A 26,995-nucleotide genomic window follows, 5' to 3' on the forward strand; every position below is an offset into this window, starting at 1 on the left:
CCCCCGCCGCCGTACAATCCCGGGCGGTCCCCCGAGGGCCCGTGGGTGGGAGTGGCACGGCCACCTGGTCCACCCGCTTCCCGCCTAACCTCAAGGCATGGACACGGACCACCGGCTCGGCCGGCACGTGAGAGCCAGGCCCGAGCCGGTCCCGCCGGGCGGCATCGCCCCCGGCCGTCCGAAGACCCGCTGACCGACCTGTGCCCCACGTGGCCGGCGATCGCCGGCCCGCCATTCCGCCATGCCCGGGAACCGGCCACGCCGTCCCGGCGTGCCGGAAACCTTCGAGGAGAACGCATGACCAGCAAAGTCGTCCTGATCACCGGCGCGAGCAGCGGCATCGGCGAGGCCACCGCGCGGCGGCTGGCCGCCGAAGGACACCGGGTGGTGATGGGCGCCCGCCGCGAGGACCGGCTCACCGCGACCGCCAAGGAGATCGAGTCGGCCGGCGGCTCGGCGGACGTCCGCCGCCTGGACGTTACCGACCGGCGCGACGTCGCGGCGTTCGTGGACGCCGCCGTCGAGCGGCACGGCCGCGTGGACGTGATCGTCGCCAACGCCGGCGTGATGCCGCTGTCCCGGCTCGACGCGCTGCTCGTCGACGAGTGGGACCGGATGATCGACGTCAACGTCCGCGGCCTGCTGCACGGCATCGCCGCGGCCCTGCCGCACTTCCAGCGTCAGGGCTCGGGCCACTTCGTCACCGTCGCGTCGATCGGCGCGCACCAGGTGTCGCCGACGGCCGCGGTCTACTGCGGCACGAAGTACGCCGCCTGGGCGATCACCGAGGGCCTGCGTCAGGAGCTCGACCCGGGCATCCGCGTCACCACCGTCTCTCCCGGCGTCGTGGAGTCGGAGCTGGCCGACTCGATCAGCGACCCGGCCGCGCGGGAGGCGATGCGGACGTACCGGGCGAACACCATCCCGCCGAGCAGCATCGCCGACGCCATCGCGTACGCGATCGGCCGGCCTCCCGCCGAGGACGTCAACGAGATCATCGTCCGTCCCGCCCGGCAGCGCTGAGGTCACCGCAGCAGCACCGGCAGCTCCGTCGGCCCCTCGGTCGAGATCGACGAGGTGTAGTCGAGGTCGCCCGCGTCCACGGCCAGGCGCAGCCCGGGAAACCGGGTGAACAGCATGGACAGGGCGATCCCGACCTCCAGCCGGGCCAGCGGCGCGCCCAGGCAGAAGTGCTCGCCGCGGCCGAACCCGAGGTGCGCCTCGGGCGCCCGCGAGACGTCGAACCGCTCGGCGTCCTCACCGAACCTGGCCGGGTCGGTCCCCGTCGCGCCGAACCCGATGACCAGGGCCTGCCCCGCCGGCACGCTCACCCCGCCGATCCGCACGTCGCGCAGCGGATAGCGGCACAGGGCGTTGACCACCGAGCCGCGGCTGCGCAGCGTCTCCTCGACCACCTCGGCCCAGCCGTCCCCGGCGATGGCCGCGTCGAGCTGCGCCCGGTCGGAGCACAGGGCGACGACCGCGTTGGTGATCAGGTGGACCGTGGTCTCGTGACCGCTCATCATCATGGCCCAGAGGACCCACACCAGCTCGTCGTCGATGAGCCGGTCGCCGTCCTCGTCCCGCGCGAGGCAGAGGGCGGTGGTGAGGTCGTCGCCGGGCTCCCGGCGGCGCCACCGCACGTGCGCGCTCAGGTACGCCCCCAGCTCCGCGCCCGTCTTCGCCAGCTCCGGAGAGGCGGTGCCGAACGCGACGAGCGTCTTGATCCAGTCGCGGACCTGGCCGCGGTCCTGCGCGGGGACGCCGAAGAGCTCGCAGATCACCGTGACCGGCAGCGGCTCGGTGTAGTGGCGGACGAGGTCGACCCGGCCGCCCTCGGCCGCCATCCGGTCGAGCAGCTCCCCGGCCAGCGTGCGGATGCGGGGTTCGAGCGCGTGCACGAGGGCGGGGGTGAAGGCCCGGTTGATCAGGCCGCGCAGCCGCCGGTGCTCGGCGCCGTCCTTCATCAGCAGATGGTCGGCCTGGACCATGTACCGCAGGGGCCAGTCGGCCGCGATGGTGCCGTCGTGCAGGGCCGTGAAGTTGCGCGGGTCGTTGCTGTAGAGATCGCTGTCATGGGCCAGGATCTCGTTGACCGCGTCGTAGCTGGCGACGAGCCAGGCCGCGACCCCGCCCGGCAGCTCGACCGGCACCACCGGCCCGGCCTCCTCGCGCAGCCGGCGCACGGTCTGCGACAGCCGCTCGCCGGGCGACGGCAATGGGTGCATGTCCAACGAAGTCTCCTGGGTAAGGGGATTCCCATTGTCGCGTACGCGTTCGAGACGGCGACGCCGTCACCGCGCCCGCCCCCTCCACCACGTGTGTCTAGACGAGCGGGCCGCCGTCCGGCAGCAACCCCTCTCCCTCCGGCCGCAGCGCGTACGCGATGCCGGCGTCGACGTCGCCGTCGAACCCGGTGCGGTACGCCACCCGGTAGGCGTCGTCGCCGAGCGCGTCGCGGGCCTGCCGTTCGCACGCCCGCCTGGCCGCCACCCACGCGGGCACGCCGGCCTGCGCCTCGCCGTGAGCGCTCCACAACCGCTGCGCCAGCCCGAGCAGCCGGGCCGCCCGCAGCGCCCGCCCCGCCGCGCCGGCCGCGAGGGCGAGCAGGTCGACGGCCAGGCAGACACCGAAGCTGTCGTGCAGCCGCCACTTGGTCCGCAGCGCCGCCTGCCCGTGGGCGGTGGCCGCGTCCGGGCGTCCCGAGCAGAGCTCGGCCTGCCCGCGCATGAGGTCGCCGTGGGAGCGCATCGACTGCTCGCCCCGCGCGTCGCAGAGCATGCGAAGCTCCTCCAGTACGGCGATGGCCTCGCCGACGCGCCCGCCGACGGTGAGCGCGTGGGCGCGGCACAACGACGTCACCAGCTCGGCGATGGTGGGATCGCCGTCGCCGCGGGCCTGGCAGACGGCCTCGGACGCCGCCATGACCTGCGCCAGGTCCCCGCGGACCGCCCCGGCCAGGGCCCGCAGGGCGGCGACGCACGTCCGCGCGTACGCGTCGCCGCTCCCGGCCGCCGCCTCGCACTGGGCGGCCCTGGTCTCGGCGCCGTCGGCGTCGCCCTGGGTGGCCGCCAGCAGGCCGTCGGCCCACAGCGCCTGCACGAGAGCCGGGCCGGGCGTCGCGTCGAGTGCGAGGGCCTGGCCCAGGTAGTGGCGGCCCTCCTTGACGTAGCCGCAGCCGTACCAGAAGAAGGCCAGGGTGCCGGCCAGCTCCAGCGCGGGGACGGCGTCCTGCGCGGCCAGGGCGTTCTCCAGGGCGGCGCGCAGGTTGTCGTGCTCGCCGATCATGCGGTCGTACCAGGCGATCTGGCCGGGCCCGAGCCAGCCGTCGGCGCCGCGGCGGGCCAGCGCCAGGAAGTGGTCGCGGTGGCGGCGCCGGACGAGCTCCTGCTCACCGAGGTCGCGCAGCCAGCCGGCGCCGTATTCGCGCAGCGTGTCGAGCATGCGGTAGCGCTCGCCCGCGCCGGCCGGCAGCCACGTCAGGATCGACTCCTCGGCCAGCGCGTCGAGCAGCAGCCCGATGCCGGCCTCCGGCAGCCGCTCGTCGGCGCACACCGCGCGGGCGGCCTCCACGTCGAAGTCGCCGCAGAACACCGACAGCCGCGCCCACAGCAGCCGCTCGGCCGGCTCGCACAATTCGTGACTCCACCCGACGGTGGTACGCAGCGCGCGATGCCACGGCGGCTCGGCCTCGTGCGGCGCGCCGGCGTCGTCGTCGCCGAGCGCGGCGAACCGGTCGTCGAGCCGGTCGACCAGGTGCCGGACCGGCAGCTCCCGCAGCCGGGCCGCGGCCAGCTCGATGGCCAGCGGGATGCCCTCCAGCCTGCGGCACAGGCGGACGACGGCCTCCCGGTCGTCGGCCGGCTCGAAGCCGGGCACCGTGTCGGCGGCCCGCAGGGCCAGGCGCGACTTGCCGACGCCGCCGACGCCGGTGAGCGTCACCAGCCGCGACCGCCGGCAGGCCCGGCGCACCTCGTCGAGCTCCGCACGGCGGCCGACCAGACTCGTCGGCTCGGACGGGAGGTTTCCTGCATGCCACTGCCTTGACATCGTGATCACCACCCATCGAGTACCGGCGTGACAGCAGCTTGCCGGATTCCCCGGGGGTCGGTCCCGAAAAATGAGAAAGTCACGAGTCACTACCGGAACATCGTTCACCTGCGTGTTCCGGCCGGTTCGCGGCGTCGCGGGGCGGTGCCGCGCATCCGTCGGCGGGATCGAGGAACCACCCGGCTCTTCACGAACGTGCCACCGCGCACAAAGATCCGGCCAAAGCCGCAGGTCACCTCGTATTTCGTCCCATGGTCGCGCGCACGGTCTTCGTAGCATCGGCGACATCCCCGTGGTTCCCCGGAGAAGGAGCGCTGTGGGACACGATCACGAAGGTCAGCGGGTCAGCAGGCGCCGGCTGATCACCGGCGTCAGCTCGATCGGGCTCGGCGGCCTGCTGGCCGCGTGCGCCAAGGCCGAGGGCACGACGACGGTCGCCACCGCCGCCATCACGCCGCGGGCGGCCACGGCCGGCGACGTGACCGCCCTGTTCGCCGAGGCCCGTACGTGCCGGATGACCGCCGACGTCACCCAGGGCCCGTTCTACTTCGACGCCGACCTCGTCCGCAGCGACATCCGCGAGGGAAGGCCGGGCGTACGGCTGCGGGTGGCGATCAAGGTGCAGGACGGCCGGACGTGCCGGCCGCTGCCGAACGCGGTGGTGGAGATCTGGCACTGCGACGCGAACGGGCTCTACTCCGGCGCCGAGGCGCTGTCCGCCGCCGGCCCCCTGAGCGCCGGCTTCAAACCCTTGGACAACGGCGAGTTCGCCGACATGAAGCCCGCCGACGGCACCCGCTACCTGCGCGGCGCCCAGGTCACGAACGCCGACGGCATCGTGGAGTTCACCACCGTCTGGCCAGGCTGGTACCACGGCCGCACGATCCACATCCACGCCATGGTGCACATCGCCGACCAGCGGGCCCTGACCACGCAACTGATGTTCGACGAGACGCTCAACCGCGAGGTCATGGCGACCCGGCCGTACGCGCGGCGCACCGGCCGCACGGTCTTCAACGAGGCGGACGAGGACTTCGACCCGAGCATGCTCATGAAGACCGTCCCCGACGGCGACGGTTACCTCTCCGCCATCACCCTCTCCACCTGAGGGTCAGGCCGCCGAATCCTCCTCCTCGCACTCCTCCGCGTCACCCCGGTCCAGCGCCAGCTTGGCGATCCGGAAACGGGCGCAGCGCGCCTCCAGCTCGTGTTCGTCCTCCAGGACCCACTGCTCGATCATGGGCACCAAAGTGATCACACGCGGGCCGGCGGACGGGCGGACTTGGCGCAGACTTTTCACCCCGGCGACTCGACCGTGCCCCGCTCGCCGTCCACCCTGATCAGGTCGCCGTCGCGGATGCGCATCGTGGCGTTGCCGGTGCCGACCACGGCGGGGATGCCGAGCTCCCTGGCCACGATCGAGGCGTGCGACAGCGGCGCCCCCAGGTCGGTCACGACGGCGGCGGCCCTCGGGAACAACGGTGTCCAGCCGACGTTCGTCAGCGTGGTCACCAGGATCTCGCCCGGTTGGAGGCGTTCGCCCTCCTCGGGCCCGGAGAGCACCCGGGCGACGCCCTCGACCACGCCGGGCGCCCCGGGGAAACCGGTCACGGTGTCGCTCACCGGCACGCCGGTGCCGCGCGCGTCGTAGAGGTCGGAGCGCCGATCGGGATCGGCCGCCCAGCGCGCGGGGTCGAAAGGGCCGACGATCAGCGTCGGGTATGGCGGCAGGGCGGCGTACCGCTCGTACGCGGCCCGCCGGGCCGGCACCTTCTCCAGCACGCCCGCGTCGCCGCGCAGCAGCGCGAGCAGCTCCTCCACGTACAGGTGGAACACGTCGTCGCCGCGGCCGGTCAGCTCGCCCGCCCGCACGGCGAACGCCCGCAGCGCCCAGAACGCCCGGACGACCTCGGAGCGCGCCTGCTCCCGGTCGCGTACGACCGCGTTCCAGCGCCGGACGCGGTCGCGCATCCTGGCCTCCTTGCGCGGGTGGCGCCGGGCGAAGCGCGCCCACGCCTCCTCACGGGCCCGGCGCTGGCGTTCGAGCAGCGCCTCGGTGCCGGCCGTGATGTCGCGCAGGCCGGCTAGCTGCGCGTCGATCCACGCCGGGTCCTCGCCGGGCCGCGGGATCGACACCTCGAACTCGTGGGGGCCGCGGTGACCGTACGCGCGGGCGAACTCGTCCCTGGTGATCTCGCCGCGCGACAACCGGGCCAGGCCCATCACCGGCCCCAGGCTGGCCAGCTCGCCGTCGCCGTTGACGCCGGTCAGCATGGCCTCGGCGTCGATGTCGCCCATCAGCCTGCGCAGCCGGTCGCGGGTGAAGACCAGCGTGGAGCCGCCCTGGCGGCCCGCGGCCTCCAGCATGCGGCTCGCGGTGACGAGGTACGGCAGCAGCTTCCGTTCGCACACCTCGGCCAGCTCGGGGGCGGAGCCGGCGGCCTCGACGCGCCCGCGCACGTCCTCGAAGGTCTGCCTGGCCGTGGCCAGGAAGGCGGGCAGGCCCTTGGCGTGGCGGCGGACGCGGCGCAGCATGCCGACGGCCACCGGCGTCACGCGCCTGATGACCTGCCGGCGCGTCAGTCCCACCAGCGGCACGTCGAGGCCGGGCGGCAGTTTGCCGAAGACCTGCTCGATCGCGCCGATCCTGCTGCGCATGCCGAGCGCCCCGGCGATGGTGTAGACGGCGCTGAGGTTCATGTAGAAGCGGCCGCCGATGTTGCCGACCAGGTCGACGCCGGGCAGCGTCGAGGACGACATGGCCTCGCCGATGAAGATGCGCACGAACGACCACGTCAGCGGCGTCATCACGCCGGGGATGGCCTCGCCGAGGTTGCCGGCGCTCCACAGGTAGTCGCCCTTGAGGCTGTCGTTCCACTCCTCGGCCCGCGGCCGGAGGCCGGTGACGGGACGCGCCTGGACGATCGCGAAGGCGCCGTCGCGGCGGGTCCACTCGACGTCCATCGGGGTGCCGTACAGCTCCTGGACGCGCGCGCCGACGCGGGCCAGCTCGACGGCCTGGGCGTCGTCGAGCACCGGCGCGCCGCGCAGGCCGGCGGGGACGGGCCGCTCCTCGGTGCCGCCGGGGACGCGCACGGTCATGACCGTCTTGTCGCCCGTCCGCGCCTCGACGACCGCGCCGCCCGACACCACGATCGTGTCGGGGGTGACGTGACCGCCGACGACCGACTCCCCGAGCCCCCAGGAGGCGTTGATCACGATTCTGTCGCGGTCGCCGGTGACCGGGTCGGCGGTGAACATGACGCCGGCCGCGTCGGCGTCCACCAGTTCCTGGACGACCACGGCCAGCGCCACGTCGTCGTGCGCGACGCCGTTCTGGTCGCGGTAGGCGATGGCGCGGGCGTTCCACAACGAGGCCCAGCAGCGCCGGACCGCGTCGAGCAGGCCGTCTCCCCTGACGTTGAGGTACGTGTCCTGCTGCCCGGCGAACGACATGCCGGGCAGGTCCTCGGCCGTCGCGGACGAGCGCACCGCCACGGGCACGTCCGGGCCGAGCGCGGCGTACGCGGCCATGATCTCGGCGGCCAGGTCGGCGGGCAGGTCGTGCGCGGCGAACAGCCCCGGGATGCGCGCGGCGTCGCCGGAGGCGGCGGCGCGCAGGATCTCGTCGCGGAACCCGGCCACGAACGAGCGGTAGGCGTCCGTCGTGACATGGAAGCCGCCGGGGACCGGCAGTCCTGCCCTGGTCAGCCGGGCCAGCGAGGCGCCCTTGCCGCCCACGGTGGCGAGGTCGGCCGTGGCGTCGTCCAGCGGGAGCACGGCCTTCATCGCACGGCCTCCTTGGTGCCGAGGGAGGCGGCCAGCTTGGCGCGGGCGGCCTCCTCCATGACGTCGAGGAAGCCGAGCGTGGCGCGGGCGACGGCGTCCCTGGCCGCGCGGGAGAGGGGCCGGCCCGTGGTCAGCGCCCGCTCGATGGTGTCGGCCACCAGCTCAGCGAGCCGGTCGCCGGAGGGCCTGGCCTCCTGCGGCATGCCGTCGGGCAGGAAGAGGAACCCGTAGACGATCGAGGTGACGACCACCACGTGGTCGCCCGGGTCCTCGCGCACCGCGCCGTGCTCGACCAGCTCGTGCATGTACGCGGCGAAGCCCTCGCCGAGCGGCAGGCCACCGCGCATCTTGCGCCTGGTCAGCTTGCCGAGCACCTCGGAGTCGCCCGACAGCACCGCCTTGAGCAGCGGCCGGCGCAGCAGCGCCCGGGCGAACGCGCCGAACAGCTCGCTCAGCGTGGCCGGCGCCTGCTCGCGCACCTCGGCCAGCATGAGCAGACGCTCGCGGCGCAGCAGCGCGGCGAAGATGTCGTCGCGGGTCTTCCAGTGCAGGTAAATGGTGCCCTTGGCGACGCCGGCGCGCTTGGCGACGTCGTCGATCGTGGTCTTGTCGTAACCCCAGCGCAGCACCAGCTCGCCTGCGGCGTCGAGGATGCGGTGCGCGCGTTCGCGCTGGCGCGCCGGATCCTGCGGCGGACGCCCGACCCTGGCCATACGTCTCACCTCTCATTTGTTGACCAGATGAGACTATTCGGTCATTTAATTGACGGCAACCCTCCGTTCACCGGAATCTGGCCAGCAGGGCGCCGGCCTCGGCGGCGTACACCGGGTGGCCGGTCGCGACCGCCTGCTCCAGCAGCCGCCTGGCCGGCTCCAGGTCGCCGCGTTCGTAGCGGATCTCGCCCAGGCGGCAGGCGGCCTCGGCCACCAGCTCCTCCTGCTCGGTGAGCCCGAGCGCCAGCGCGTAGAAGCGCAGCGCGCCGTCGCGGTCGCCCAAGGCGTGGCACAGCGCGCCGAGGCGCGCCGCCGCCGGGCCCGCCTGCTCACCGCCCGCGTCGATGACCCGCTGGTACCAGGTGAGGGCCTCGGGGAAGTCCCGGTTGCGCGCGGCCAGCCCGCCCAGGTGCATCGCCAGCAGCGCGGCGGGCGCCTCGGCGGAGCGCCGCCCGGCCTCCGTGCGCCGGGTCTCCAGCGCGGCGACGCCGTCGAGGGCCGCCACCCAGGACGCCAGCGCCGGATGCCCGCCCGTCCTGGCCCGGCGCAACAACCTGGCCCCCTCGCCGGGCACCCGCCTGCAGACCACCGCCGTGTACGACAACGCCAGCGGATCGCCGCCGGCCGCCGCCGACCGGAGCATCGCGACCGCGACCGGGAGGTCGGAGCCGGTCGCGGCCAGCGCGTGCCCGTACACCGCGGCCCCGATCGCGGAGACCGCCGGGTCGTGGTGCTCCGCGACCGCGCGCAGCCGGGCGAGCCCCTCCTCGCGGCCCAGCCGCCGGCGGTCGAGCAGCGCCTCCAGCACGGGGTGCGGCTCGCGCAGCAGCTGCAGCAGGAACGCCGCGTGGAAACCCCGCACCGGGTCGTCGCCCTCGGCCACGTACGTCAGCAGCTCGTCGGCCTGCTCCCGGTCCCCCTCGCCGAGCTCCAGCTCGGCCAGCGCCACCATGGCGCGCGGCGACCGGACGGCCGCCCCGGCGTCGGCGGCCAGCCGCAGCAGCCGCCTGGCCGCCGCCACGTCCCCGGCCCGGAGGAGGCCGAGGCCCGCGTCGAGGTCGCGCAGCGCCCGTTCCTCGGCCGGCCCGGCGGGCGGCGGGCCCAGGGCGTCGTGCTCCAGCAGCAGCGCGCCCTGGAACGCGGTGTCGCGGTCGGCGTGCCGGGAGGCGAGCACGGCCAGCTCCGCGATCTCGTCGCGGGCGTCCGGGTCCCGGTCCAGCAGCTGCCCGAGCAGGCCGACGCAGCCCGCCGCCCATGTGTGCTCGCCCTCCTCCAGCACCGCCCACACCGAGGCCAGCGCGGCGTCCGTCTCACCCGCCTCGGCGTGCGTCCTGGCCAGGCAGGCCCAGGCGTGCACGGCGTGCGCCGGGTGCCCGCTGGCGACCACCCGGCGCAGCAGCGCCTTGGCCTCGGCGTCCTCGCCGAGCCGGGCGCACACCTCGGCCAGCCCGATGAGCGCGGGCAGCCGCACCTCGGGCCTCGGGTCCTCGGAGGCCTCCCGGTAGGCGGCGGCCGACTCGGCGTGCTCGCCCAGCTCGTCCAGCGCCGCGCCGAGCAGCCGGTACGCCATCGCCCGGTGGTCGGGGTGACCGACGGCGACGGCGTGCTCGCAGACCTCGCGGGCCGCGGCGAATCGGGCCTGCTCGGCGTACATGCCGTGCAGCCGGAAGGCGGCCAGCGACACCACTTCCGGGTCGCCGCACGTCAGCAGGGCGCGCAGGTCCTCCTCGTCCTCGGCGGCGTCGTACAGCTCGCGGGCCGGGACCGGGTCGTCGGGGAACCGGGGCACCTCCAGGCGGGCGGCCAGCTCCGCCACGGACGGGCTGTCGCACCTGCGGGCCCGCTCCAGCGCCGCCTGCGCGCCCGGCGCGTCGCCCAGCTGGGTGCACACCAGCACGAGCGCCGTGTCGGCCAGCGCCGCCACCTCGAAGTCGGCGCCGTCGGAGGCGATCGAGAGCACCCGATGGGCGGCGGGCCACTCCTTGGCGTGGATGAACAACATCCCCATGGCCATGGCCGAGCGTTGCCCGAACACCGGGTCGCCCGACCGGACCACCGAGCGGTGCGCCGCCTCGGCGCCGTCCAGGTCACCGCGCTCCTGCAGCAGCCCGGCCAGCAGGTGGGAGGCCTCCGGGTCGCCGGTGGCCGCGATCTGCCGGAACAGCGCGGCGGCCGCGTCGAGATCTCCCGCCTTCCAGTGGTTCATGGCCGCGTCGAGCTGTTCTGACGCCATTCTTCACTCCAATGTCATAGATCAATGTGAAAAAGCTACATATGTGAGACGCCTGTCACAGGGCATTCTGAGATCTCCCGACCTGCCCCGGCCAGGGCCGCGAGCGCCGTAGCGTAGGGGGCATGGGCAAGGCGTTCTGGATCGACCAGGAGTTCGACAGGGATCGTGACGGGCGCTACGCCGTACACGTACGCAAGAACCTCGACGAGTTCGAGTGGGGCGACATCGCGCCGGTGCGGTTCGCCTGCACGGCCTGGCGCCTGGCCACGCCGCCGTGGCTGGACCCGGGCCTGGTCCGGTGGGACCGCCGCGTCCTGGAGGCGACCTGCCACCGCAACACCTGGGACGGCACGCTCTACGCCCGGGTCCGCATCGTCTCGCCGCTGCCCGACGAGCTGCGCCGCTCGCGCACCTGGTGGCGCGACCGCGGCTGGCTGGGCTGGCAGGAGACCTTCGGCCAGTATGTCGAGCCCTCCCAGCAGGACCTCGCGCGCAGCCCGTTCCTGCGCGCGTCGCTGCTGGTCGAGGCGCCGCTGCCGCTCGACGACCTGCCGCCGGAGCCGGAGGGCCCGCACGAGGAGGTCGAGCAGAGCGCCCACCGCGCGGTCACGGTGCTGGTCCGCGAGCTGAACGCGCTGGTGTCACCCGTGCTCGACCAGCTCGGCTGAGGCGCCCGCCGCCCGTGCCACGGCGCGGCATGCATAGGGGGCAAGTGGGTAGCACGCCCCCATGAGGTTGCCGCTCATCGTACTGGCGTCGGCACTCGCCGTCACCGGCTGCGCCCCCGACACCGGCTCCCCCGCGCGGGCCGCCGAGCGCTTCCACGCGGCGGTCACCGCGGGCCAGACCCAGGCCGCGTGCGCGATGCTCGCGCCCGTGACCGCCGAGAAACTTCCCGACCCCGGCGAGAGCTGCGCCGACGCGCTGCGCGCGCTGCGGTTCGGCCCCGGCGGGCGGGTCACCGAGGTGAGCGTGTGGGGCGAGGACGCGCAGGTGCGGCTGGCCGGCGACACGCTCTTCCTGCACCGCTTCGGCGACGGCTGGCGGATCAGGGCGGCGGGCTGCACGCCAGTGCGCGACCTCCCCTACGACTGCGAGGTGGAGGACTGATGCGGGTGATGTTCACCCTGACCCTGCTGGTGATCGTGGCGGGGCTGGCGTGCTTCTTCGCGATCGGATGGTCGAGACTGTGAGATGGCTCAGGGAGAACTCCCTTTCGATGGCGTTCCTGGTGCTGTTCCTGCTGTCCGTGGGCGGCCAGGCGGTGGCGGGCCTGCACGACTACAACGACCAGCAGCTGGCGCAGGGGCTGACGCCGATCTCGTTCCTCGCGTACGTGACCTCGTCGTCGTACGCGGTCGACGTGGCGGAGAACTGGCAGTCGGAGTACCTGCAGTTCTTCCTGTTCATCATGCTGACCGTCTGGCTGGTGCAGAAGGGCTCGCCGGAGTCGAAGGAGCCGCACGCCGCGGGGGCCGAGACCGACGAACGCCAGCAGATCGGGCCCTACTCCGACGAGGACTCCCCGAAGTGGGCGCGGGTCAAGGGGCCACGGTTGTGGTTGTTCAGCAACTCGCTGGGGCTCGTGATGGGGACGATCTTCGTGCTGTCGTGGCTGGCGCAATCGGTGGCGGGGCAGGCGGCCTACAACTCGGAACGGCTGATCGACCTGCGCGACCCGGTCTCGTGGGGGTCGTACGTGACCTCCGCGGAGTTCTGGAACCGCAGCCTGCAGAACTGGCAGTCGGAGATGCTGGCGGTGTTGTCGATGGTGGCGTTGTCGATCTACCTGCGTCAGCGGGGCTCGCCGGAGTCGAAGCCGGTGGGGGCGGCGCACACGTCGACCGGGGTCGAGGGCTGACCGGTGACCACGGCGACGATGCGCGTGCCGGGGGCGAAGGCGCCGCGGCGGGCGAGGTCGAGGATGCCGTAGAGCATCTTCGCCACATACACCCCTTCCACCCGATATTTCGCGATAAATGCGTCCAAAGTGGGGGTTGTCTTGGCGTACCCGCCGAAGTGGTAGTCCAGGTTGATCGCCCAGTTCGACCACGTACGCCCGTACGTCTCCCGCTGCAGCCTGGCCACCTCGCCCTCCAGGAACCCGGCCCCCTTCAGCACCGCGAAGCCGAGCGCCCGCCTGCCCTCCGGCAGCCCGGCCGCGATGCCGGCCAGCGTCCCGCCGGTGCCGACCGGGCAGCAGACGACGTCGTACTCGATGGGGATCTCTCCCGGCAGCTCGGCGCAGCCGCGCACGGCGGCGGCGTTGCTGCCGCCCTCGGGCAGGATCGCGATGTCGGCGCCCCAGCGGGCGCGCAGCGCCGCCTGCACCTCCTCGGTGTGCTTGCGGCGGTAGGCGGCCCGGTCGAGGTAGGTCAGCGTCATGCCGCAGGCCGCCGCGCGGGCGAGCACGGGATTGAGCGGCAGGTGTTCCTCGCCGCGGATGACGCCGACGGTCTCGATGCCGTGGCGCGCCCCGGCCTCGGCGACGGCCCTGATGTGGTTGGAGTACGCCCCGCCGAACGTCAGCAGCCGGCGATGCCCCAGGTTGTACTTGAGCTTGCGCGGCTTGTTGTCGTCGTGCATCAGGAACACCCGGACCCGCCCGAGCCCTGGATCCAGGAGCTCCTCCATGGCGCTAGTCTACGGAGGGGTCCCTGTTGAGGAGTGTTGGTTTATGCGCGTTGTTGAAGCTTTTCGTGAAGCCTACGCCGGGTCGCCCCAGACCGTCTGGCACGCCCCCGGCAGGGTCAACCTCATCGGCGAGCACACCGACTACAACGACGGCTTCGTGCTGCCGTTCGCGGTGCCGTGGGGCGTCACCGCCGCCGTCACCCCGCGCAGCGACGGCGTCATCCGGGTGCTGTCCCTGCAGTCCCCCGGCGAGCCGGCCACGTTCACCAGCCACGAGCAGTCGACCGGCTGGACGCGTTACGTCGTCGGCGTGCTCGACATGATGGGCGCCGACGTGGCGGGCGCCGACATCGCCGTCGACGGCGACGTGCCCCAGGGCGCCGGCCTCAGCTCCAGCGCCGCCCTCGAGGTGGCCGTCGCCTCGGCGCTCAACGACGCGCTCGACCTCGGCAGGACGCCCATGGAGCTCGCGCTGCTCAGCCAGAAGGCCGAGAACGACTTCGTCGGCATGCCGTGCGGCATCATGGACCAGGCCGCCTCCGCGCTGTGCGAGGAGGGTCACGCGCTCTTCCTCGACTGCCGCTCGCTCGCCTCCCGGACGATCCCGCTCGACCTGGCCGCCCACGGCCTGAGCATGCTGATCATCGACACGCAGGTGCACCACGAGCACGCGGGCGGCGAATACGCCAAGCGCCGTGCCGAGTGCGAGTCGGCCGCCCGCAAGCTCGGCGTGGCCGCCCTGCGCGACGTCACCGACCTGGCGGGGGCGCTGGAGCGGCTCCAGGGCGACGAGCGCAAGCGCGTGATGCACGTCGTCACCGAGAACCACCGCGTCGAGGCCCTCATCGGCCTGCTGCGGGCGGGCGCCGTCACCGAGATCGGCGCCCTGCTCAACGCCTCCCACCTGTCGCTGCGCGACCAGTACGAGGTCTCCTCCCCCGAGCTCGACGTGGCCGTGGAGGCGGCGATCAGGGGCGGGGCGCGCGGCGCGCGGATGACCGGCGGCGGCTTCGGCGGCTCGGCCATCGCGCTGGTGCCGGTCGACCGCCTCGATGGCGTCAAGGAGTCGGTGTCGAAGGCGTACGAGGAGCGGGGCTTCCGCGCGCCGCGCTTCCTGCCCGCCACCCCGGCGGCGGGCGCCCGCCGCGTCGAGGTGGCCTGACCCGGCTACCGGGGCGGGAAGTCCGGCGGGCGGCGCTCCAGGAAGCTGGCGACGCCCTCCTGGAAGTCCGGCCGCTGGAACGACGCGACCATCTCCTGGGTGGCCGCCTTGGCCGACTCCTCCAGCGTGACGTCCCAGTCGTGCCAGACCTGCCGCTTGATCACCGCCATCGACGCCGGGGAGCTGTGCACGGCCAGCTCCCCGGCGTACTCCTGCGCCCGCGCGAGCAGCGACTCCCCCGGCACGGCCCGGTTGACCAGCCCCATCTCGTACGCCTCCCGCCCGGTGAACGTCCGGCCCGACAGCAGCACGTCCATGGCCCGCTGCTGGCCGATGAGCCGGGGCAGCACCCACGACAGCCCGTACTCGGCGATCAGGCCGCGGCGCGCGAAGGCCGTCGTCCACTTGGCCTCCTCGGCCGTGAAGACGAGGTCGCACATGAGGGCGTGCACCATGCCGAGGCCGGCGCAGGCGCCGTTGACGGCGGCGATGATCGGCTTGCCGATGGTCGTGGGGAACGTGTTCGGCCGCGGGTCGGGGACCTCCTCGTACGAGCCGGATTGGATGGCGGTGAGCGTCTTGAAGTCGGCGCCGGAGCAGAACCCCTTGCCCGCCCCGGTCACCACCACCGCCCGCACCGCGGGGTCGCCCTCGGCCTCGGCCAGGAGATCGAAGTAGCGCCGCCCCATCGCGCCGGTCCAGGCGTTGAGGGTCTCGGGACGGTTGAAGGTCAGCGTGAGCACGCCCTGGTCGAGCGTCGAGAGCACGAGTTCCGCCATACCGCCAACCGAATCATGTTCTAGCCTGGGAAGGCAAGGACGCCTCCGAGCGGCTAACGGTGGTGGACGAAGTTGGGGCTCAGCACGCGGGTGTCGTAGTAACGGTGGAAGACGGGCGTGGCGCTGCCCGACAGGGGTGGCACGATCCACGACCAGTCCGCCGGGCACACCCGCCCGGCCTTCTCCTCCTTCGACAGGTGGGTGAGGAAGCGGCGCGCCTCGGTGTGGTGGTCGGTGATCGTGACCCCCGCCCGCTCGAACGAGTGCAGCACGGCCACGTTCAGCTCGACCAGGGCGTGGTCGCGCCAGAGGGTGCGCTCGGTGGAGGTGTCCAGGCCGAGCCGCTCGGCCACCGTTCTGAGCTGGTCGTAACGGTCCACGTCGGCGAGGTTGCGGGCGCCGATCTCGGTGCCCATGTACCAGCCGTTGAAGGGGGCGCAGGGATAGCAGATGCCGCCGATCTCCAGGCACATATCCGAAATAGCCGGAACGGCGTGCCAGCGCAGCCCCAGCTCCTCGAACCACGCGTACTCGGGGTGCGTGAGCGGCACCTCCAGCACGGCGTCGCCCGGCAGGTGACACAGCAGCGGCTCACCGAGGGCCGGCTGGATGACGACGGGCAGCACGTCGAACCGGCCGCCCCGCCCCCGCCACCCCATCTTCAGGGCGGTCTCGGTGAGCTCGACGTTGCGCGGGTCGCCCACGACGCCGTCCTCGGTGCGGTACCCGGCGTAGCGGATGAGCTGGTCGTTCAGGATGCGTGGGCCGGGCAGCGACGGCGCGTCGGGGGCCATGACGGTGATCGTCGGGCGGATCTTGCCCTTTCCGGTGGCCTCGCGCAGGTGGGCCACGCACTCCAGGGCCACGCCCTCGGCCGCGCTCACCTGCCGCCGGTCGCGGACCTTCAGCGAACGCCAGTACAGCCGGCCGATGCACCGGCTGCTGTTGCGCCAGGCCACCCTGGCGCCGAACTCGAGCTCCTCGTAGGTGTGGGTGTACGTCCCGTAGCGGGACACGTCCCTGGCGATGTCGCGCAGGCGGGCGTGCAGTCCTCCAACGGAGGGGTTCTCGGCGTGGAAGAGCCTGATGAAGCGCTCCGCCTCGCGGAGGTCGGTGGTGCGCTCGGCCACCGCGTGAGCGGTGGGCATCTCGAAGGGACGCAGGGACCTGATCCAGGTAGGCACGCGGCAACCAGCACTTCTCCGTCATCGGATCGCCCCGCCGATTCCGGGTCGGCGACACGTCCTGGCTGGCGGCGCCCTCTCCACGCCACCATCACGACATTCCCGCGGCTCCGGCCCACGAAGAACCGGCGCACTCATCTTTCCCTGCCGCACCCCAGGTTGTCCCGGAAATCCCGAAATCATGTGATGAGCACACTACATAGCGTGAAATCCCACCTCTTCAGCCGACGCGATAGTGAGATGCACGGCGTAGCGGCTGTCCCTAGAGTCTGCTTTCGTGCCGGAAGCCGTCTCGACAGACGAGTTGCTGGAACGTCTCGTCCCCGTCGTCCGTCGGGGTGTGGTCACCTCGCCGCCCTGGCCGTTCGACGACCCCATGTCCCTCTACGAGGAGAGCCCGGAACGGGAGTGGGCTTGGCTGCGCGGGATCTGGGCCGGCCGCGCGCGGGTCAACGACGACTTCTGGCGGCTGTACTTCGTCGTCGTGGTCGACGGGGAGCCCGTCGGGATGCAGGATCTGATCGGGCTCAGGTTCGGAACGTTCGGCACCCTGAGCACCTTCTCCTGGCTCGCCCCGGACGCACGAGGGCTCGGCCTCGGCAAGGAGATGCGTCAAGCCGTGCTCCACCTGGCCTTCGAAGGGCTGGGAGCGAAGGAGGCGGGCAGCGACGCGTTCGACGACAACGTCGCTTCCAACCGGGTCTCGCAGGCCCTGGGTTACGCGCCCAACGGTTCCGACCGGGACACCCGGCGCGGCGAGCCCGCCCTCTTGAACCGGTGGAAACCGCCAAGGGAACGCTGGGCCGAAACCCGTCGCGACGACATCGACCTGTTCGGCGTCGCAGAGTGCCTCCCCGTTCTCGGAATCCAGCCGAACGAAGCCTCGCGGTAACCGACCCTCAGTCGGCTCGTATCCACGACCGGTGCCGGCGGCTCGTGCTCTTGACGACCGACGCCTCACGCTCGTCGGCCGGCCAGATCCGCAAGAGGTAACGCTCAGGAGCATGCTCCTCGTAATGCTCGGCGTGGCCCTCGTCCAGGCCATGAACGTGGCAACGCAGGCGGTACCACCCGGGCCGGAAGCGGCGTGAGCACGTGGACGTCCTCGTGTCAGCAGAGCGACGCCGTCCGCCACGCTGATGAGCCCAGACGGTGCGCACCACATCGGCGGCGGTATCCGGGTACGTCATGGGTCGCGATCATAAGCCTCCTCACCGACACTCCGAGATGACGTCGGAACGGGTTCCCATGGACGCTTCCAACCACCTGCGGAACGTCTCCTGACGAACGCGCGGGGCAGGAGTGTCAGGGCCCCCGCGTACCTTCCACCCCGTGATCTCTTACGTGACCGGCGACGCGACCCATCCCCACGGCCAGGGACCAAAGGCCTCAGCCACGTGTGCAACGACGTCGGCGGCTGGGGCAAGTGCTTCGTCCTCGCCCTCTCCCGGCGCTGGCCACAACCGGAAGACGACTACCGAGCCTGGCACCGCTCGGGCGACGACTTCCAGCTGGGCGCAATCCGCCTGGTACAGGTCGAGCCCGCGCTATGGGTAGCGAACATGATCGCCCAGCACGGCATCGCCCCACCAAGGACGGCCCGCCCATCCGCTACGACGCCCTGTCCCGTTGCCTCGCCACTCTGCCGACAAATCCCTGACCCTCCACGCGAGCGTCCACATGCCCCGGATCGGCGCCGGCCTCGCAGGCGGCTCCTGGGACCAGATCGAACCCCTCATCCTCAACCACCTGACCGAACGCGGCATCCCGGTCACGATCTACGACCTCCCCTGAAACCCGCTGTCCGCCGTTTGGATCAATTCACGCCGGGTCGGGACACGATGTCGGCCCAGCCACCCGAGCCAGTTCCGTTGAGGCCCGTTCACCTGGCCCGGCTCCCGACTTGGCTCCCCTTCAACCCCTCGGCCAATCACGCACCGATGTGCCACTGCTGGGACGAACCGGCGGACAGATCTGTACCGTCGCACGGCGGCCCCCTCCACTCGTCCGCGCCAGCCGTCCGGCCTGCTTTTAGCCGTCGCCGGGAGCGCCAGCGGGAGGCGGCGGCGATCCTGAGCGACGGGGACGTCTCGGTAGAACGCATCGCCGATCTTGTCGGGCACTCGACGCCCACCACTACACAAAGCGCCCACGGGCACCAGATCAGGCCGGTCATCGTCCACGGAGTCGAGGCCATGGATGCCGTCTTCGGCAACGGGTAGTGGCTTCCGGAACGACTCAGGCCCCTCGTCCTTGGGCTAGGACCAGGGGCCTGAGTGTTAACGAAGCTCCCGCGATAGGACTCGAACCTATAACCTGCCGGTTAACAGCCGGCTGCTCTGCCGTTGAGCTACGCGGGATCGATCGTTTGCGCACTTGGCTGGGGCTTTGTGGCCCCCGCTTGGCGCGCAGGAATAGATTAGCGCACTCCTGGAGTGCGTGTCGCATCGTGAGCGGGGTAGGCCCGGAGACAGCGGAGGTGCAAGATGCGTTATCGGATGACATTCGCTGTTGGTATGGCGGTCGGCTATGTGCTCGGCAGCCGCGCCGGACGCGAACGGTACGAGCAGATCAAGCGGACGGCGCAGCGCGTCGCCGACAACCCGCGGGTGCAGGAGATGGCCGGGGTGATGGGCGCGCAGGCGTCGAAGCTGGCGGGGATGGCCCGCACGAGGATGGGTGACACGCTGCAGCAGCGCATCCCGTTCCTCGGATCTCATGAGCACGACACCGGCACCGGCTGGCCTGACGAGGACCTCGCGGAGAAGAAGGCCCGCGAGAGCGGCATCCCCTACTGACGGCGGGCGAGGCATGGGGCCGCGCGCCCCATGCCTCGTCACACCCAGCCCTGAACGCGAACCCATCCGACGCCGCACCCCGCTGAGCGCGGCCCCAAGGCGACGCCGCCCGCAGAGCGCGGCCCAGGCGCCGCCGCAGAGCGCGGCAGCATGCGGAGTCGCAGCGGCGTGGCTCATACGCCCATGCTGCGGCGTACGCCCTCCAGGACCTGTTCGGCCTGGGCGCGCAGGCCGGGGTCGTCGGGGTCGAGGCCGTCGTCGAAGACGAACGTCCAGCCGAGCACCTCGCCGCCGGGCGGCCGCCGCGCCACCAGCCGCACGCCGCCCCTGCCGGGCAGGCTCACGTGTTTGTTCACCACGATCGTGGAGTTGACCCGCTCGCGTACGGTCTCCGGCAGCATGCGCGGTTCGGCGATTCGTTCGATGTGCCAGCGGCCGTCGGTGGTGAGCACGCGCACGCCGTCCTCGTCCCACGACGCCTTGTCGATCTCCTCGTACGGCACCCGCGTGCCGTCGGACAGGTGGAGGGCCAGGTTGGTGGCCACCACGTGGCCGTTCTCGGCGCCGGCGAACGTCAGCACCCGCTCCCCGCTCTCGGTCTTCAGCGATTTGCGCGCCTCAGCGGGCAGGCGGCGGAAAAGACTCATTCCACCACGGTATCGGCGAGCAGATCGAGGGTGAGAGCCGCGCTCCAGGAGAAGTCGCGGCAGCCGCGCCCGCTGCCGTCGAAGGGGTCGAAGCACTCGCGGAAACCGGCCTGCCGGACCAGCCTCAAAGTGCCGTTGGTGAGCTGGCGGGCGAGCTGGTCGAGGGAGTGCACGGCGGCGGCCCGGCGCAGCAGCCAGTTGGTGTTCACCCAGGAGGGGCCGCGCCAGTAGCGGGTGCGGTCGAACTGGGGGGCGCGGATCTCACAGCTCGGCACGGGGTAGCCGGTCGCCCCCATGAACCTGGCCGACTCCAGGATCTCCACGGCGGCGCGTACGTGCTCGTGGGGCAGCCCGGCGTCGAGCAGGGGGCCGAACGAGCCGACGGTGCCCACCCTGATGAGCCGGTCGGCGCGCAGGTCCCTGGCGTAGAAGCAGCCGTCCCACAGGCGCTCGACCAGCGCCCGCCTGATGCGTTCGGCGCGTTCGGCGTGGGGTGCGGGGTCGGCGCCGGCCAGCGGGGCCAGGTCGGCCATGGCCTGGCAGGAGGCGAGCCAGATCCCGTTGAACATCGGGTCCTCGATCGCGAACGGGTGCTCGTCGCGCAGGTATCCGGGGCTGTAGCCGGCGTCCCGGTAGCGCAGGGCGAGCCAGACGTAGCGGTCGTGGTCGCTGTCGGGGTGGCGTTCGGCCATCTCGACGCCGCGCTGGCCGTACCCGATGGCGGGAAGTGCGGCGAGGGCGTCGTCCCAGGCGGGGCTGTCGTCCATGCCGGACTCCCACGGGTGGACGATCGCCGCCAGGCCGGCGCCGCCGAGGTCGCGCGTGGCGGCGAGGTAGTCGTGCTGGGCGGCCAGCGCCGGGTAGGTCCGCCGGACGAACGCCACGTCTCCGGTGTACCGGTAGAGCCACCACAGCGCGAGGCCGTGCAGCGGCGGCGCGGTGAGCCCGGAGGTGAGCACCCGTGGCGCGGCGTCGTGCTCCTGTGAGCGCCACACGGAGGGCCCGGGGAAGTACGCCTCGCGCGTGTGGAAGACGATGTGCGGCACCATCCCGGTCGCCCACTGCCCCCGCAGCAGGCTGAGCAGCTCGTCCCGGGCCCGGTCGGGGCGATGGCGGGCCAGGCCGATGACGACGAACGCCGAGTCCCAGCTCCACTGGTGCGGGTAGAGCCCTGGCGCGGGCACGGTGCCAGAGCCCGTCCAGTTCGCCTCGAGCACGGCCATCGCCTCGCGCCCGAGCGCGGCATCGTCGACCGCGGGCCGCGACTCCATCACCCAACTATGACTGGCGTTGCCTCATGACGCTATGTCCGGGTGGCCCACTTCGACACGAGCACGACGCCGAGCGCCACGAGACCGATGACGAGCCCCCACTTGAGCAGCGTGAGCACGAAGCCCACGAGGGGCCCGAGGAGTACGAGCGCGGCCACGACGGCCGCGATGATCAGAAAAATGCGTCCCATACCTCTGGACGCTATGAGATCTTTTAAGCGGATTGCAGGCGGGCCGGGGTTGAATCAGGGACAAGTCAGGGTTCCCCCGCCGCTCCGGTCAGGGGGCCCGCTCGCACGGGAGCGTGATCAGCCTGGGACCGCCGATGAGCAGGGAGGCCGCGGAGCACGCGCTGCGCATCCGCGCCGACGAGCGCGACCGCATCTCCGACGACCTGCTCGACCTCGAATCCCACACGACGTACCGGCTGTTGAAGGGCGCCGCCCTGCGGGGGGCGACCGAGCGGCGGTGGGCCAGGGCACAGGAGTCGCTGGCCGTGCTGTGGTCGCTGCACGACGCCTACCGCGCCGTGCTGCGGGAGGCGGAGCGGGTGCGGGATGAGCGCGGCAGGATGGGCGCCGAGCGGCTGACGGAGCTGCTGTCCGGCCCGTCCGTGGTGCTGCGGGCGGCCACGCAGCCGGTCGAGCGGCGTTCGCTGCTGCCGCAGGCGGACGAGCGGCTGACCCTCGACGCGGCCGTGGCCCGGATGGACGGCGCGTTCCAGGAGGTCACGTCCGCGCTCAACGACATCGACGCGGTGTGGAACGCCGTGCTCCCCCGCCTCGACGCCGCCGAGGCCGACCTGCGCCGGATCCGCGAACTGGAGGGCGAGCTGGGCGAGGAGTCCGGCGTGGACGCGCAGGAGCCGGCCCGGCTGCGCGCGGCGGTGGTGCGGGACCCGCTCGGCGCGGCCGTCGAGCAGGACCTCGACCGGCAGGCGAAGCTGCTCGCCGGCACGCGGGCTGAGCTGGAGCTGGCGCTCACGGTCAGGGCCGAGTACGCCGGGCGGCGGGAGAACCTGTCGGCGGCGCTCGACGACGTGCGCTCGGCCGAGAGCGAGGCCCGGCTGGCCCACGGCGCGGTCGTCGTCAAGATCGCCCTGCCGCCGCAGGCACAGCCGCGTGGCCGCGCCGACGCGCTGGCCGCCGGCCTGGACGCCCTGGACGTCTCGGCCGAGCCGTGGGTGCTGCGGGCCAGGCGGCTGTCGGCGCTGGAGGACGAGATCCGCACGGCCGCCGAGCAGGCGCGGGCCACCGCCAAGGCGCTGTACGGGCTGATCGGCCGCCGCGACGAGTTGCGCGGCCGGCTCGGCGCGTTCCAGATGACGGCGGCGCGCAAGGGCCTGGCCGAGGACCCGGACGCCGTCCGGCTGTACGAGCGGGCGCGCGCGCTGCTGTGGACGGCCCCCTGCGACCTGACGAGGGCGGCCGCGGCCGTCGAGGACTACCGGCGCGCGTTACATGGAGACACACGGAGGCCAGGATGACCCGCTGCGCGCAGCCCGGCTGCACCGGGACGATCGAGGAGGGCTACTGCGACCTGTGCGGCCTGGCGGCGAGCGCGCCGCCGCTGCCGTCACCGTCGCAGCCGCCGGCCTCGCAGCCCGTCCCCGTGGAGACCCGGCCGGTGAGCAGGCCGCCGAGCTCGCCGTCGGGCAGCGGGCGGTCGCGGGCGGGCGTGCCGGCCACCGTCGCGGACCTGCCGTCGGTGCCGGAGCGCGACCCGGCCGGCGCGGTGCTGCCCGACCCGGAGGTGCCGGAGTCCAAGCGGTTCTGCGCGAACCCCGACTGCGGGCAGCCGGTGGGGCGCTCCCGCGACGGGCGTCCGGGGCTGACGGAGGGGTTCTGCCCGCACTGCCGTACGCGGTTCTCCTTCAGCCCGAAGCTGAAGAAGGGCGACCTGGTGGCCGGCCAGTACCGCGTGCTGGGCTGCCTGGCGCACGGCGGGCTGGGCTGGGTCTACCTGGCCGCCGACGAGAACCTGGACGGCCGCTGGGTGGTGCTCAAGGGCCTGCTCAACACGATGGACGCCGAGGCGCTGGCGGCGGCGGAGGCCGAGCGGAAGTTCCTGACCGCGGTCGACCACCCCAACATCGTCAAGATCTTCAACTTCGGGCGCTCGGCCGGGCTCGGCTACATCGTCATGGAGTACGTCGGCGGCCAGTCGCTGCACGACCTGCGCCGCCAGGGCCCGCTCCCGCTGCGCGAGACCCTCGTGTACGGCCGGGAGATCCTGCAGGCCTTCGCCTACCTGCACGAGCACGGCCTGGTCTACTGCGACCTCAAGCCGGCCAACGTGATCAGGGTCGGCAGGCGGCTCAAGCTCATCGACATGGGCGCCGTTCAGCCGATCGGCTCGCCGGCGGGGTCGTCGTGGGTCACGCCCGGCTACCACGCCCCCGAGCTGGGCAACCGGCCCTCGTCGGTGGCGTCCGACCTCTACACCGTGGCCAGGACGCTCGCGGTGCTGGCGATCCCCGGGTTCAGCCCGTTGCGGGGCGGGGCGGCCGCGCCGCTGCCGGTGGACTGCGGCCATCCGTCGTTCACCCGGCTGCTGCGCAAGGCGACCGCGCCGGACCCGGCCGACCGGTTCCAGAGCGCGTGGGAGATGGAGGAGCAGCTCGTCGGGGTGCTGCGGGAGGTGAGCGCGCTCGAGGAGGGCGTGCCGTACCCGGCGTCCTCGGGGCTGTTCGGGCCGGAGCGCACGGCGGTGGGCACGGCGCTGTCGGAGGACGGTCGCGAGGTGTTCGGGCCGCTCGACCCGGTGGCGGCGGCCGCCGCGCTGCCGGTGCCGCTGGTGGACCCGTCCGACGCGGCGGCGGGCGCGCTCGCGGGCCTGGCGGGCCGCGACGGCAGGAAGCTGATCGAGCAGCTCGCGGCGCTGCCGCAGACCCCCGAGACGAAGCTGACCCGGGCCCGGCTGCTGGCCGAGGAGGGCGCCGCGGAGGCGTCCGGCGAGCTGGACGCGCTGGAGGCGGAGCTGCCCGGCGACTGGCGGGTCACCTGGTATCGCGCGGTGCAGGCGCTGGCCGCCCGCCGGCACGACGACGCGGTGTCGCTGTTCGACGCCTGCGTGTCGGAGCTGCCCGGCGAGCTCGCCCCCAAGCTGGCCCTCGCGCTGGCGCTGGAGTGCGCGGGCAAGCCGGCCGCGTTCTGGCACGACCTCGTCTGGCGCACCGACCGCGCCTACGTCAGCGCGGCGTTCGGGCTGGCCAGGGCGGGGCGGGTGACCGTGCTGGACGCGGTGCCGGCCACGTCGGTCTACCGGGTGGCGGCGCAGGTGGCGCTGGCGGTCTCGGTGGTGCGGCGGCCCGACGTGAGCGGGTTGCGCCCGCAGGAGCTGGTGGAGGCCGCCGAACGGGTGTCCGCGCAGACCAATATCGACGCGCGCCGCCGTGACGAGCTCGTCGCCGAGGTGTTGCGCGGCGCGCTGGCCTGGCTGGAGTCGAACCCGCCGCCGAAGGGCGTGCAGCTCGGCGGGGCGCCGTTCACCGAGGCGGGGCTGCGCCGGCGGCTGGAGGGCATCTACCGCAGGCTGGCGGCGGCGGCCGGCTCGCGTCAGGAGCGCCACGCGTTCATCGACCAGGCCAACGCCGTACGGCCGAGGACGTGGCTGTGATGGCGGGCTGCCCGGTCTGTGAGGCGCCGGTGCTGGCGGGCGAGTCGTACTGCGAGGCGTGCGGGCACGCGCTCGGGGCGCCGGCCTGCGTCTCCTGCGGCGCGGCGGCCGTGGACGCGGAGGGTTACTGCGAGCGGTGCGGGCTGCGCCAGCCGACGGGCCGCGACCACGCCGAGACCGTGCTCGCCTGCGGCGCGGCGGCGGTGACCGACCGGGGCCTGCGCCGCCCGCGCAACGAGGACGCGGTGGCGCTGCTCCAGGCGGGCGGGGCCGTGGTGGCGGTGGTGTGCGACGGCGTGGGCAGCTCGCCGCGGGCCGACGAGGCGTCCGCGGCGGCGGCCGAGACCGCCGCCGCCGCGCTGGCCAGAGGGGCCTCGCAGGCGGAGGCGTTCGAGCTGGCCGCGCGGGCCGTGGCCAAGCTGGCGACCTCGGTGGACGACGCCCCGGCCTGCACGTACGTGGCCGCCGTGGCGGAGGGCGGGACGGTCACGCTGGGCTGGGCGGGTGACACCCGCGCGTACTGGCTGCCCCGGAGCTCCCCGGCGGCCACGCCGCTGACCGCGGACGACGCGGTGGAGACCGGCGAGCTGACCGCGTGGCTGGGCGCCGACGCCGGCGAGGTGCGCCCGCGCGTGCGGACGCTGGCCCCGCGCGAGCCCGGCCTGCTGCTCGTCTGCAGCGACGGCCTGTGGCGCTACCTGGACGGCTACGCCTTCCCGGCCTCCGGGACCCCCGTCGAGATGGCCCGTGAGCTGCTCCGGCACGCGCTGGACGCGGGAGGCCAGGACAACGTGACGATCGCCTTGATCCCCTTAGGAGAAGTGCATGGCTGAGCAGCCCGCTTTCACCCTGACCATCGACCAGAACAAATACCTGCCGCTCGACGGCCGCGAGGTGCACGCCGTTCTCACCATCGGCTCGACCGGCACGGCGACCACGCACGCCGCGCCCGCCGAGGCGGCCGAGGTGATCATCATTGACACGTCGGGCTCGATGAGCGGCGAGAAGATCCGCGAGGCCAGGCAGGCGGCGGTGACGGCCGTGCGGACCCTGCGCGACGGCGTGCACTTCGCCGTGGTGGCCGGTACGGCGGCGGCCAGGGTGGTGTTCCCCCGCGGCGACGCCGGCCTGGTCCCGGCGAACCCGGCCACCAGGGCCGAGGCCGAGCGGGCCGTCAACCAGTTGCTCGCGCACGGCGGCACCGCCATGGGCGAGTGGCTGAAGCTGGCCGGGAGCCTGCTGACCAGCCGCCCGTCGGCGATCCGGCACGCGCTGCTGATGACCGACGGCCAGAACAACGAGCGTGCCGGGGAGTTCGACGCGGTGCTGCGGCAGTGGAGCGGCACGTTCGTGTGCGACTCGCTGGGCATCGGCGCCGACTGGGTGCCGGCCGAGCTGCGCAAGGTGGCCGACGCGATGCTCGGCACGTTCGACTACGTCCGCGATCAAGGGGATCTGCCGGAGTACTTCAGGAGGCTCACGCAGGCGTCGATGAGCAAGACCGTGGCCGAGCTGTCGCTGCGGGTGTGGGTGCCGCAGGCCGCGCGGCTGAGGTTCGTCAAGCAGGTCTCCCCCACGCTGCTCGACCTGACCGGCAAGCGCACCGACGTCAACCCGCTCACCGGCGAGTACCCCACGGGTTCCTGGGGCGCGGAGGAACGCGAGTATCACCTCTGCGTCGAGGTGCCGCCGGGCCAGATCGGCCAGGAGATCAGGGCCGGCTGGGTCAAGCTCGTACGCCCCGACACCCAGGAGGTCGTGGCCAGCGGCAATGTGCTGGCCCAGTGGACCGACGACCTGGCGCAGTCCACGCAGATCAACCGGAAGGTCGCCCACTACACCGGCCAGGCGGAGCTGCACGAGCTCATCCAGGAGGGGCTGGGCGCCCGCGCCATGGGCGACGTCGACACCGCCACCGCCCGCCTGGCCAAGGCCCGCGAGCTCGCCGCCGAGTCCGGCCGGGAGGACACCGCCCGCCTGCTGGAGAAGGTGGTCGAGGTCGACCCGGTCACGGGGACGGCCAGGCTGCGCAACCAGGTCGACAAGACCGACGTCCTGGAGCTCGACACCGGCTCGGTGCGGACCAGCCGGCTGCGCAAGGAAGGAAGCTGACCGGT

Annotated in this window: 24 protein-coding genes and 1 tRNA gene; 12 read left to right on the plus strand and 13 right to left on the minus strand. The window is 73.0% G+C overall.

Annotated elements, in window-relative coordinates:
• The first annotated feature begins 297 nt into the window (after nucleotides 1-297).
• The gene (locus C1J01_RS13700) at nucleotides 298-1,023 is read left to right on the plus strand and encodes an SDR family oxidoreductase (protein WP_111179337.1); all 726 of its coding nucleotides are present in this window, start codon (nucleotides 298-300) and stop codon (nucleotides 1,021-1,023) included.
• A gap of 2 nt (nucleotides 1,024-1,025) precedes the next feature.
• On the opposite strand, the gene C1J01_RS13705 is transcribed toward C1J01_RS13700, so the two are convergent.
• Nucleotides 1,026-2,228 carry a cytochrome P450 family protein gene (locus C1J01_RS13705; RefSeq protein ID WP_111179338.1) on the minus strand — a complete coding sequence of 401 codons (1,203 nt, stop codon included), beginning with the start codon at nucleotides 2,226-2,228 and terminating at the stop codon, nucleotides 1,026-1,028.
• A gap of 97 nt (nucleotides 2,229-2,325) precedes the next feature.
• Nucleotides 2,326-4,050 (minus strand): ATP-binding protein, encoded by a 1,725-nt coding sequence (locus tag C1J01_RS13710; protein WP_146615585.1) that lies wholly within the window; start codon nucleotides 4,048-4,050, stop codon nucleotides 2,326-2,328.
• Nucleotides 4,051-4,366: 316 nt separating this feature from the next.
• Here C1J01_RS13710 and C1J01_RS13715 point away from each other — a divergent pair, with 316 nt between their 5' ends.
• Nucleotides 4,367-5,158: an intradiol ring-cleavage dioxygenase gene (locus tag C1J01_RS13715; RefSeq protein WP_111179340.1), complete on the plus strand. Its 792-nt coding sequence runs from the start codon at nucleotides 4,367-4,369 to the stop codon at nucleotides 5,156-5,158.
• Nucleotides 5,159-5,161: 3 nt separating this feature from the next.
• On the opposite strand, the gene C1J01_RS53040 is transcribed toward C1J01_RS13715, so the two are convergent.
• The 4 genes from C1J01_RS53040 to C1J01_RS13730 all read right to left on the minus strand — a co-directional run bounded on the left by C1J01_RS53040 (nucleotide 5,162) and on the right by C1J01_RS13730 (nucleotide 10,785).
• The gene (locus C1J01_RS53040; protein WP_268958664.1) at nucleotides 5,162-5,290 is read right to left on the minus strand and encodes a hypothetical protein; all 129 of its coding nucleotides are present in this window, start codon (nucleotides 5,288-5,290) and stop codon (nucleotides 5,162-5,164) included.
• Between the two features lie 56 nt (nucleotides 5,291-5,346).
• On the minus strand, nucleotides 5,347-7,839 hold the full coding sequence (locus tag C1J01_RS13720) for a PEP/pyruvate-binding domain-containing protein (RefSeq protein ID WP_111179341.1): 2,493 nt from the start codon (nucleotides 7,837-7,839) through the stop codon (nucleotides 5,347-5,349).
• Nucleotides 7,836-8,552, minus strand: coding sequence for a TetR/AcrR family transcriptional regulator (locus C1J01_RS13725; protein ID WP_111179342.1), 717 nt, complete (start codon nucleotides 8,550-8,552; stop codon nucleotides 7,836-7,838). The genes C1J01_RS13720 and C1J01_RS13725 overlap by 4 nt, the downstream gene beginning before the upstream one ends.
• A gap of 67 nt (nucleotides 8,553-8,619) precedes the next feature.
• Nucleotides 8,620-10,785 carry a tetratricopeptide repeat protein gene (locus tag C1J01_RS13730; protein ID WP_111179343.1) on the minus strand — a complete coding sequence of 722 codons (2,166 nt, stop codon included), beginning with the start codon at nucleotides 10,783-10,785 and terminating at the stop codon, nucleotides 8,620-8,622.
• Nucleotides 10,786-10,907: 122 nt separating this feature from the next.
• Here C1J01_RS13730 and C1J01_RS13735 point away from each other — a divergent pair, with 122 nt between their 5' ends.
• The 3 genes from C1J01_RS13735 (at nucleotide 10,908) to C1J01_RS13745 (ending at nucleotide 12,646) form a co-directional block, all read left to right on the plus strand.
• The gene (locus tag C1J01_RS13735) at nucleotides 10,908-11,453 is read left to right on the plus strand and encodes a hypothetical protein (RefSeq protein ID WP_111179344.1); all 546 of its coding nucleotides are present in this window, start codon (nucleotides 10,908-10,910) and stop codon (nucleotides 11,451-11,453) included.
• Nucleotides 11,454-11,514: 61 nt separating this feature from the next.
• Nucleotides 11,515-11,895, plus strand: a complete 381-nt coding sequence (locus tag C1J01_RS13740; protein WP_111179345.1) for a hypothetical protein — start codon at nucleotides 11,515-11,517, stop codon at nucleotides 11,893-11,895.
• A 79-nt stretch (nucleotides 11,896-11,974) separates the two neighbouring features.
• On the plus strand, nucleotides 11,975-12,646 hold the full coding sequence (locus C1J01_RS13745; protein WP_220039903.1) for a DUF6766 family protein: 672 nt from the start codon (nucleotides 11,975-11,977) through the stop codon (nucleotides 12,644-12,646).
• Here C1J01_RS13745 and C1J01_RS13750 read toward each other — a convergent pair.
• Nucleotides 12,580-13,419 (minus strand): 1-aminocyclopropane-1-carboxylate deaminase/D-cysteine desulfhydrase, encoded by an 840-nt coding sequence (locus tag C1J01_RS13750; RefSeq protein ID WP_111179347.1) that lies wholly within the window; start codon nucleotides 13,417-13,419, stop codon nucleotides 12,580-12,582. The two genes, C1J01_RS13745 and C1J01_RS13750, sit on opposite strands and share 67 nt — an antisense overlap.
• 43 nt (nucleotides 13,420-13,462) lie before the next feature.
• Between C1J01_RS13750 and galK the strand changes: the two genes are divergently transcribed.
• On the plus strand, nucleotides 13,463-14,581 hold the full coding sequence (galK, locus tag C1J01_RS13755; protein WP_111179348.1) for a galactokinase: 1,119 nt from the start codon (nucleotides 13,463-13,465) through the stop codon (nucleotides 14,579-14,581).
• Between the two features lie 5 nt (nucleotides 14,582-14,586).
• Here galK and C1J01_RS13760 read toward each other — a convergent pair whose 3' ends face one another.
• Both C1J01_RS13760 and C1J01_RS13765 read right to left on the minus strand, forming a co-directional pair.
• On the minus strand, nucleotides 14,587-15,360 hold the full coding sequence (locus tag C1J01_RS13760; RefSeq protein WP_111179349.1) for an enoyl-CoA hydratase-related protein: 774 nt from the start codon (nucleotides 15,358-15,360) through the stop codon (nucleotides 14,587-14,589).
• Nucleotides 15,361-15,413: 53 nt separating this feature from the next.
• Nucleotides 15,414-16,544 carry a nitric oxide synthase oxygenase gene (locus C1J01_RS13765; protein WP_235854425.1) on the minus strand — a complete coding sequence of 377 codons (1,131 nt, stop codon included), beginning with the start codon at nucleotides 16,542-16,544 and terminating at the stop codon, nucleotides 15,414-15,416.
• A gap of 277 nt (nucleotides 16,545-16,821) precedes the next feature.
• Between C1J01_RS13765 and C1J01_RS13770 the strand changes: the two genes are divergently transcribed.
• Nucleotides 16,822-17,436 carry a GNAT family N-acetyltransferase gene (locus C1J01_RS13770; RefSeq protein ID WP_235854426.1) on the plus strand — a complete coding sequence of 205 codons (615 nt, stop codon included), beginning with the start codon at nucleotides 16,822-16,824 and terminating at the stop codon, nucleotides 17,434-17,436.
• A 1,396-nt stretch (nucleotides 17,437-18,832) separates the two neighbouring features.
• Here the strand turns inward: C1J01_RS13770 and C1J01_RS13780 are convergent.
• A tRNA-Asn gene (locus tag C1J01_RS13780) sits at nucleotides 18,833-18,904 on the minus strand.
• Nucleotides 18,905-19,030: 126 nt separating this feature from the next.
• Between C1J01_RS13780 and C1J01_RS13785 the strand changes: the two genes are divergently transcribed.
• A complete protein-coding gene (locus tag C1J01_RS13785; RefSeq protein WP_111179352.1) occupies nucleotides 19,031-19,342 on the plus strand; it encodes a YtxH domain-containing protein in 312 nt (103 codons plus the stop codon).
• A 173-nt stretch (nucleotides 19,343-19,515) separates the two neighbouring features.
• Here C1J01_RS13785 and C1J01_RS13790 read toward each other — a convergent pair whose 3' ends face one another.
• From C1J01_RS13790 to C1J01_RS49805, 3 genes are read right to left on the minus strand one after another with little or no spacing between them, the layout of a single operon-like run.
• The gene (locus C1J01_RS13790) at nucleotides 19,516-19,989 is read right to left on the minus strand and encodes a hypothetical protein (RefSeq protein WP_111179353.1); all 474 of its coding nucleotides are present in this window, start codon (nucleotides 19,987-19,989) and stop codon (nucleotides 19,516-19,518) included.
• Nucleotides 19,986-21,260, minus strand: a complete 1,275-nt coding sequence (locus C1J01_RS13795) for an amylo-alpha-1,6-glucosidase (RefSeq protein WP_181448736.1) — start codon at nucleotides 21,258-21,260, stop codon at nucleotides 19,986-19,988. The genes C1J01_RS13790 and C1J01_RS13795 overlap by 4 nt, the downstream gene beginning before the upstream one ends.
• A gap of 32 nt (nucleotides 21,261-21,292) precedes the next feature.
• The gene (locus C1J01_RS49805; protein WP_181448737.1) at nucleotides 21,293-21,451 is read right to left on the minus strand and encodes a hypothetical protein; all 159 of its coding nucleotides are present in this window, start codon (nucleotides 21,449-21,451) and stop codon (nucleotides 21,293-21,295) included.
• 134 nt (nucleotides 21,452-21,585) lie between these two features.
• Between C1J01_RS49805 and C1J01_RS49810 the strand changes: the two genes are divergently transcribed.
• The 4 genes from C1J01_RS49810 to C1J01_RS13815 are packed head-to-tail and all read left to right on the plus strand — an operon-like array spanning nucleotide 21,586 to nucleotide 26,990.
• The gene (locus C1J01_RS49810; RefSeq protein ID WP_111179355.1) at nucleotides 21,586-22,746 is read left to right on the plus strand and encodes a hypothetical protein; all 1,161 of its coding nucleotides are present in this window, start codon (nucleotides 21,586-21,588) and stop codon (nucleotides 22,744-22,746) included.
• Complete coding sequence (locus C1J01_RS13805; RefSeq protein ID WP_111179356.1) at nucleotides 22,743-24,878, plus strand: serine/threonine-protein kinase; 2,136 nt, start codon at nucleotides 22,743-22,745, stop codon at nucleotides 24,876-24,878. Before C1J01_RS49810 ends, C1J01_RS13805 begins: the two co-directional genes overlap by 4 nt.
• Nucleotides 24,878-25,711, plus strand: a complete 834-nt coding sequence (locus C1J01_RS13810) for a PP2C family protein-serine/threonine phosphatase (protein WP_111179357.1) — start codon at nucleotides 24,878-24,880, stop codon at nucleotides 25,709-25,711. The genes C1J01_RS13805 and C1J01_RS13810 overlap by 1 nt, the downstream gene beginning before the upstream one ends.
• Nucleotides 25,704-26,990 carry a vWA domain-containing protein gene (locus C1J01_RS13815; RefSeq protein ID WP_111179358.1) on the plus strand — a complete coding sequence of 429 codons (1,287 nt, stop codon included), beginning with the start codon at nucleotides 25,704-25,706 and terminating at the stop codon, nucleotides 26,988-26,990. Before C1J01_RS13810 ends, C1J01_RS13815 begins: the two co-directional genes overlap by 8 nt.
• Nucleotides 26,991-26,995: the final 5 nt, after the last annotated feature.

It is taken from the genome of Nonomuraea aridisoli, from assembly GCF_003236395.1.
GTDB lineage: Bacteria > Actinomycetota > Actinomycetes > Streptosporangiales > Streptosporangiaceae > Nonomuraea > Nonomuraea aridisoli.

Excerpts from the sequence above, each read along its gene's own strand:
- C1J01_RS13700 (WP_111179337.1), top strand. The coding sequence starts at position 298 with ATGACCAGCAAAGTCGTCCTGATCACCGGCGCGAGCAGCGGCATCGGC.
- C1J01_RS13705 (WP_111179338.1), bottom strand. The coding sequence starts at position 2,228 with ATGCACCCATTGCCGTCGCCCGGCGAGCGGCTGTCGCAGACCGTGCGC.
- C1J01_RS13710 (WP_146615585.1), bottom strand. The coding sequence starts at position 4,050 with ATGTCAAGGCAGTGGCATGCAGGAAACCTCCCGTCCGAGCCGACGAGT.
- C1J01_RS53040 (WP_268958664.1), bottom strand. The coding sequence starts at position 5,290 with ATGATCGAGCAGTGGGTCCTGGAGGACGAACACGAGCTGGAGGCGCGC.
- C1J01_RS13720 (WP_111179341.1), bottom strand. The coding sequence starts at position 7,839 with ATGAAGGCCGTGCTCCCGCTGGACGACGCCACGGCCGACCTCGCCACC.
- C1J01_RS13725 (WP_111179342.1), bottom strand. The coding sequence starts at position 8,552 with ATGGCCAGGGTCGGGCGTCCGCCGCAGGATCCGGCGCGCCAGCGCGAA.
- C1J01_RS13730 (WP_111179343.1), bottom strand. The coding sequence starts at position 10,785 with ATGGCGTCAGAACAGCTCGACGCGGCCATGAACCACTGGAAGGCGGGA.
- C1J01_RS13735 (WP_111179344.1), top strand. The coding sequence starts at position 10,908 with ATGGGCAAGGCGTTCTGGATCGACCAGGAGTTCGACAGGGATCGTGAC.
- C1J01_RS13740 (WP_111179345.1), top strand. The coding sequence starts at position 11,515 with ATGAGGTTGCCGCTCATCGTACTGGCGTCGGCACTCGCCGTCACCGGC.
- C1J01_RS13750 (WP_111179347.1), bottom strand. The coding sequence starts at position 13,419 with ATGGAGGAGCTCCTGGATCCAGGGCTCGGGCGGGTCCGGGTGTTCCTG.
- galK (WP_111179348.1), top strand. The coding sequence starts at position 13,463 with ATGCGCGTTGTTGAAGCTTTTCGTGAAGCCTACGCCGGGTCGCCCCAG.
- C1J01_RS13760 (WP_111179349.1), bottom strand. The coding sequence starts at position 15,360 with ATGGCGGAACTCGTGCTCTCGACGCTCGACCAGGGCGTGCTCACGCTG.
- C1J01_RS13785 (WP_111179352.1), top strand. The coding sequence starts at position 19,031 with ATGCGTTATCGGATGACATTCGCTGTTGGTATGGCGGTCGGCTATGTG.
- C1J01_RS13790 (WP_111179353.1), bottom strand. The coding sequence starts at position 19,989 with ATGAGTCTTTTCCGCCGCCTGCCCGCTGAGGCGCGCAAATCGCTGAAG.
- C1J01_RS13795 (WP_181448736.1), bottom strand. The coding sequence starts at position 21,260 with ATGGAGTCGCGGCCCGCGGTCGACGATGCCGCGCTCGGGCGCGAGGCG.
- C1J01_RS49805 (WP_181448737.1), bottom strand. The coding sequence starts at position 21,451 with ATGGGACGCATTTTTCTGATCATCGCGGCCGTCGTGGCCGCGCTCGTA.
- C1J01_RS49810 (WP_111179355.1), top strand. The coding sequence starts at position 21,586 with ATGAGCAGGGAGGCCGCGGAGCACGCGCTGCGCATCCGCGCCGACGAG.
- C1J01_RS13805 (WP_111179356.1), top strand. The coding sequence starts at position 22,743 with ATGACCCGCTGCGCGCAGCCCGGCTGCACCGGGACGATCGAGGAGGGC.
- C1J01_RS13810 (WP_111179357.1), top strand. The coding sequence starts at position 24,878 with ATGGCGGGCTGCCCGGTCTGTGAGGCGCCGGTGCTGGCGGGCGAGTCG.
- C1J01_RS13815 (WP_111179358.1), top strand. The coding sequence starts at position 25,704 with ATGGCTGAGCAGCCCGCTTTCACCCTGACCATCGACCAGAACAAATAC.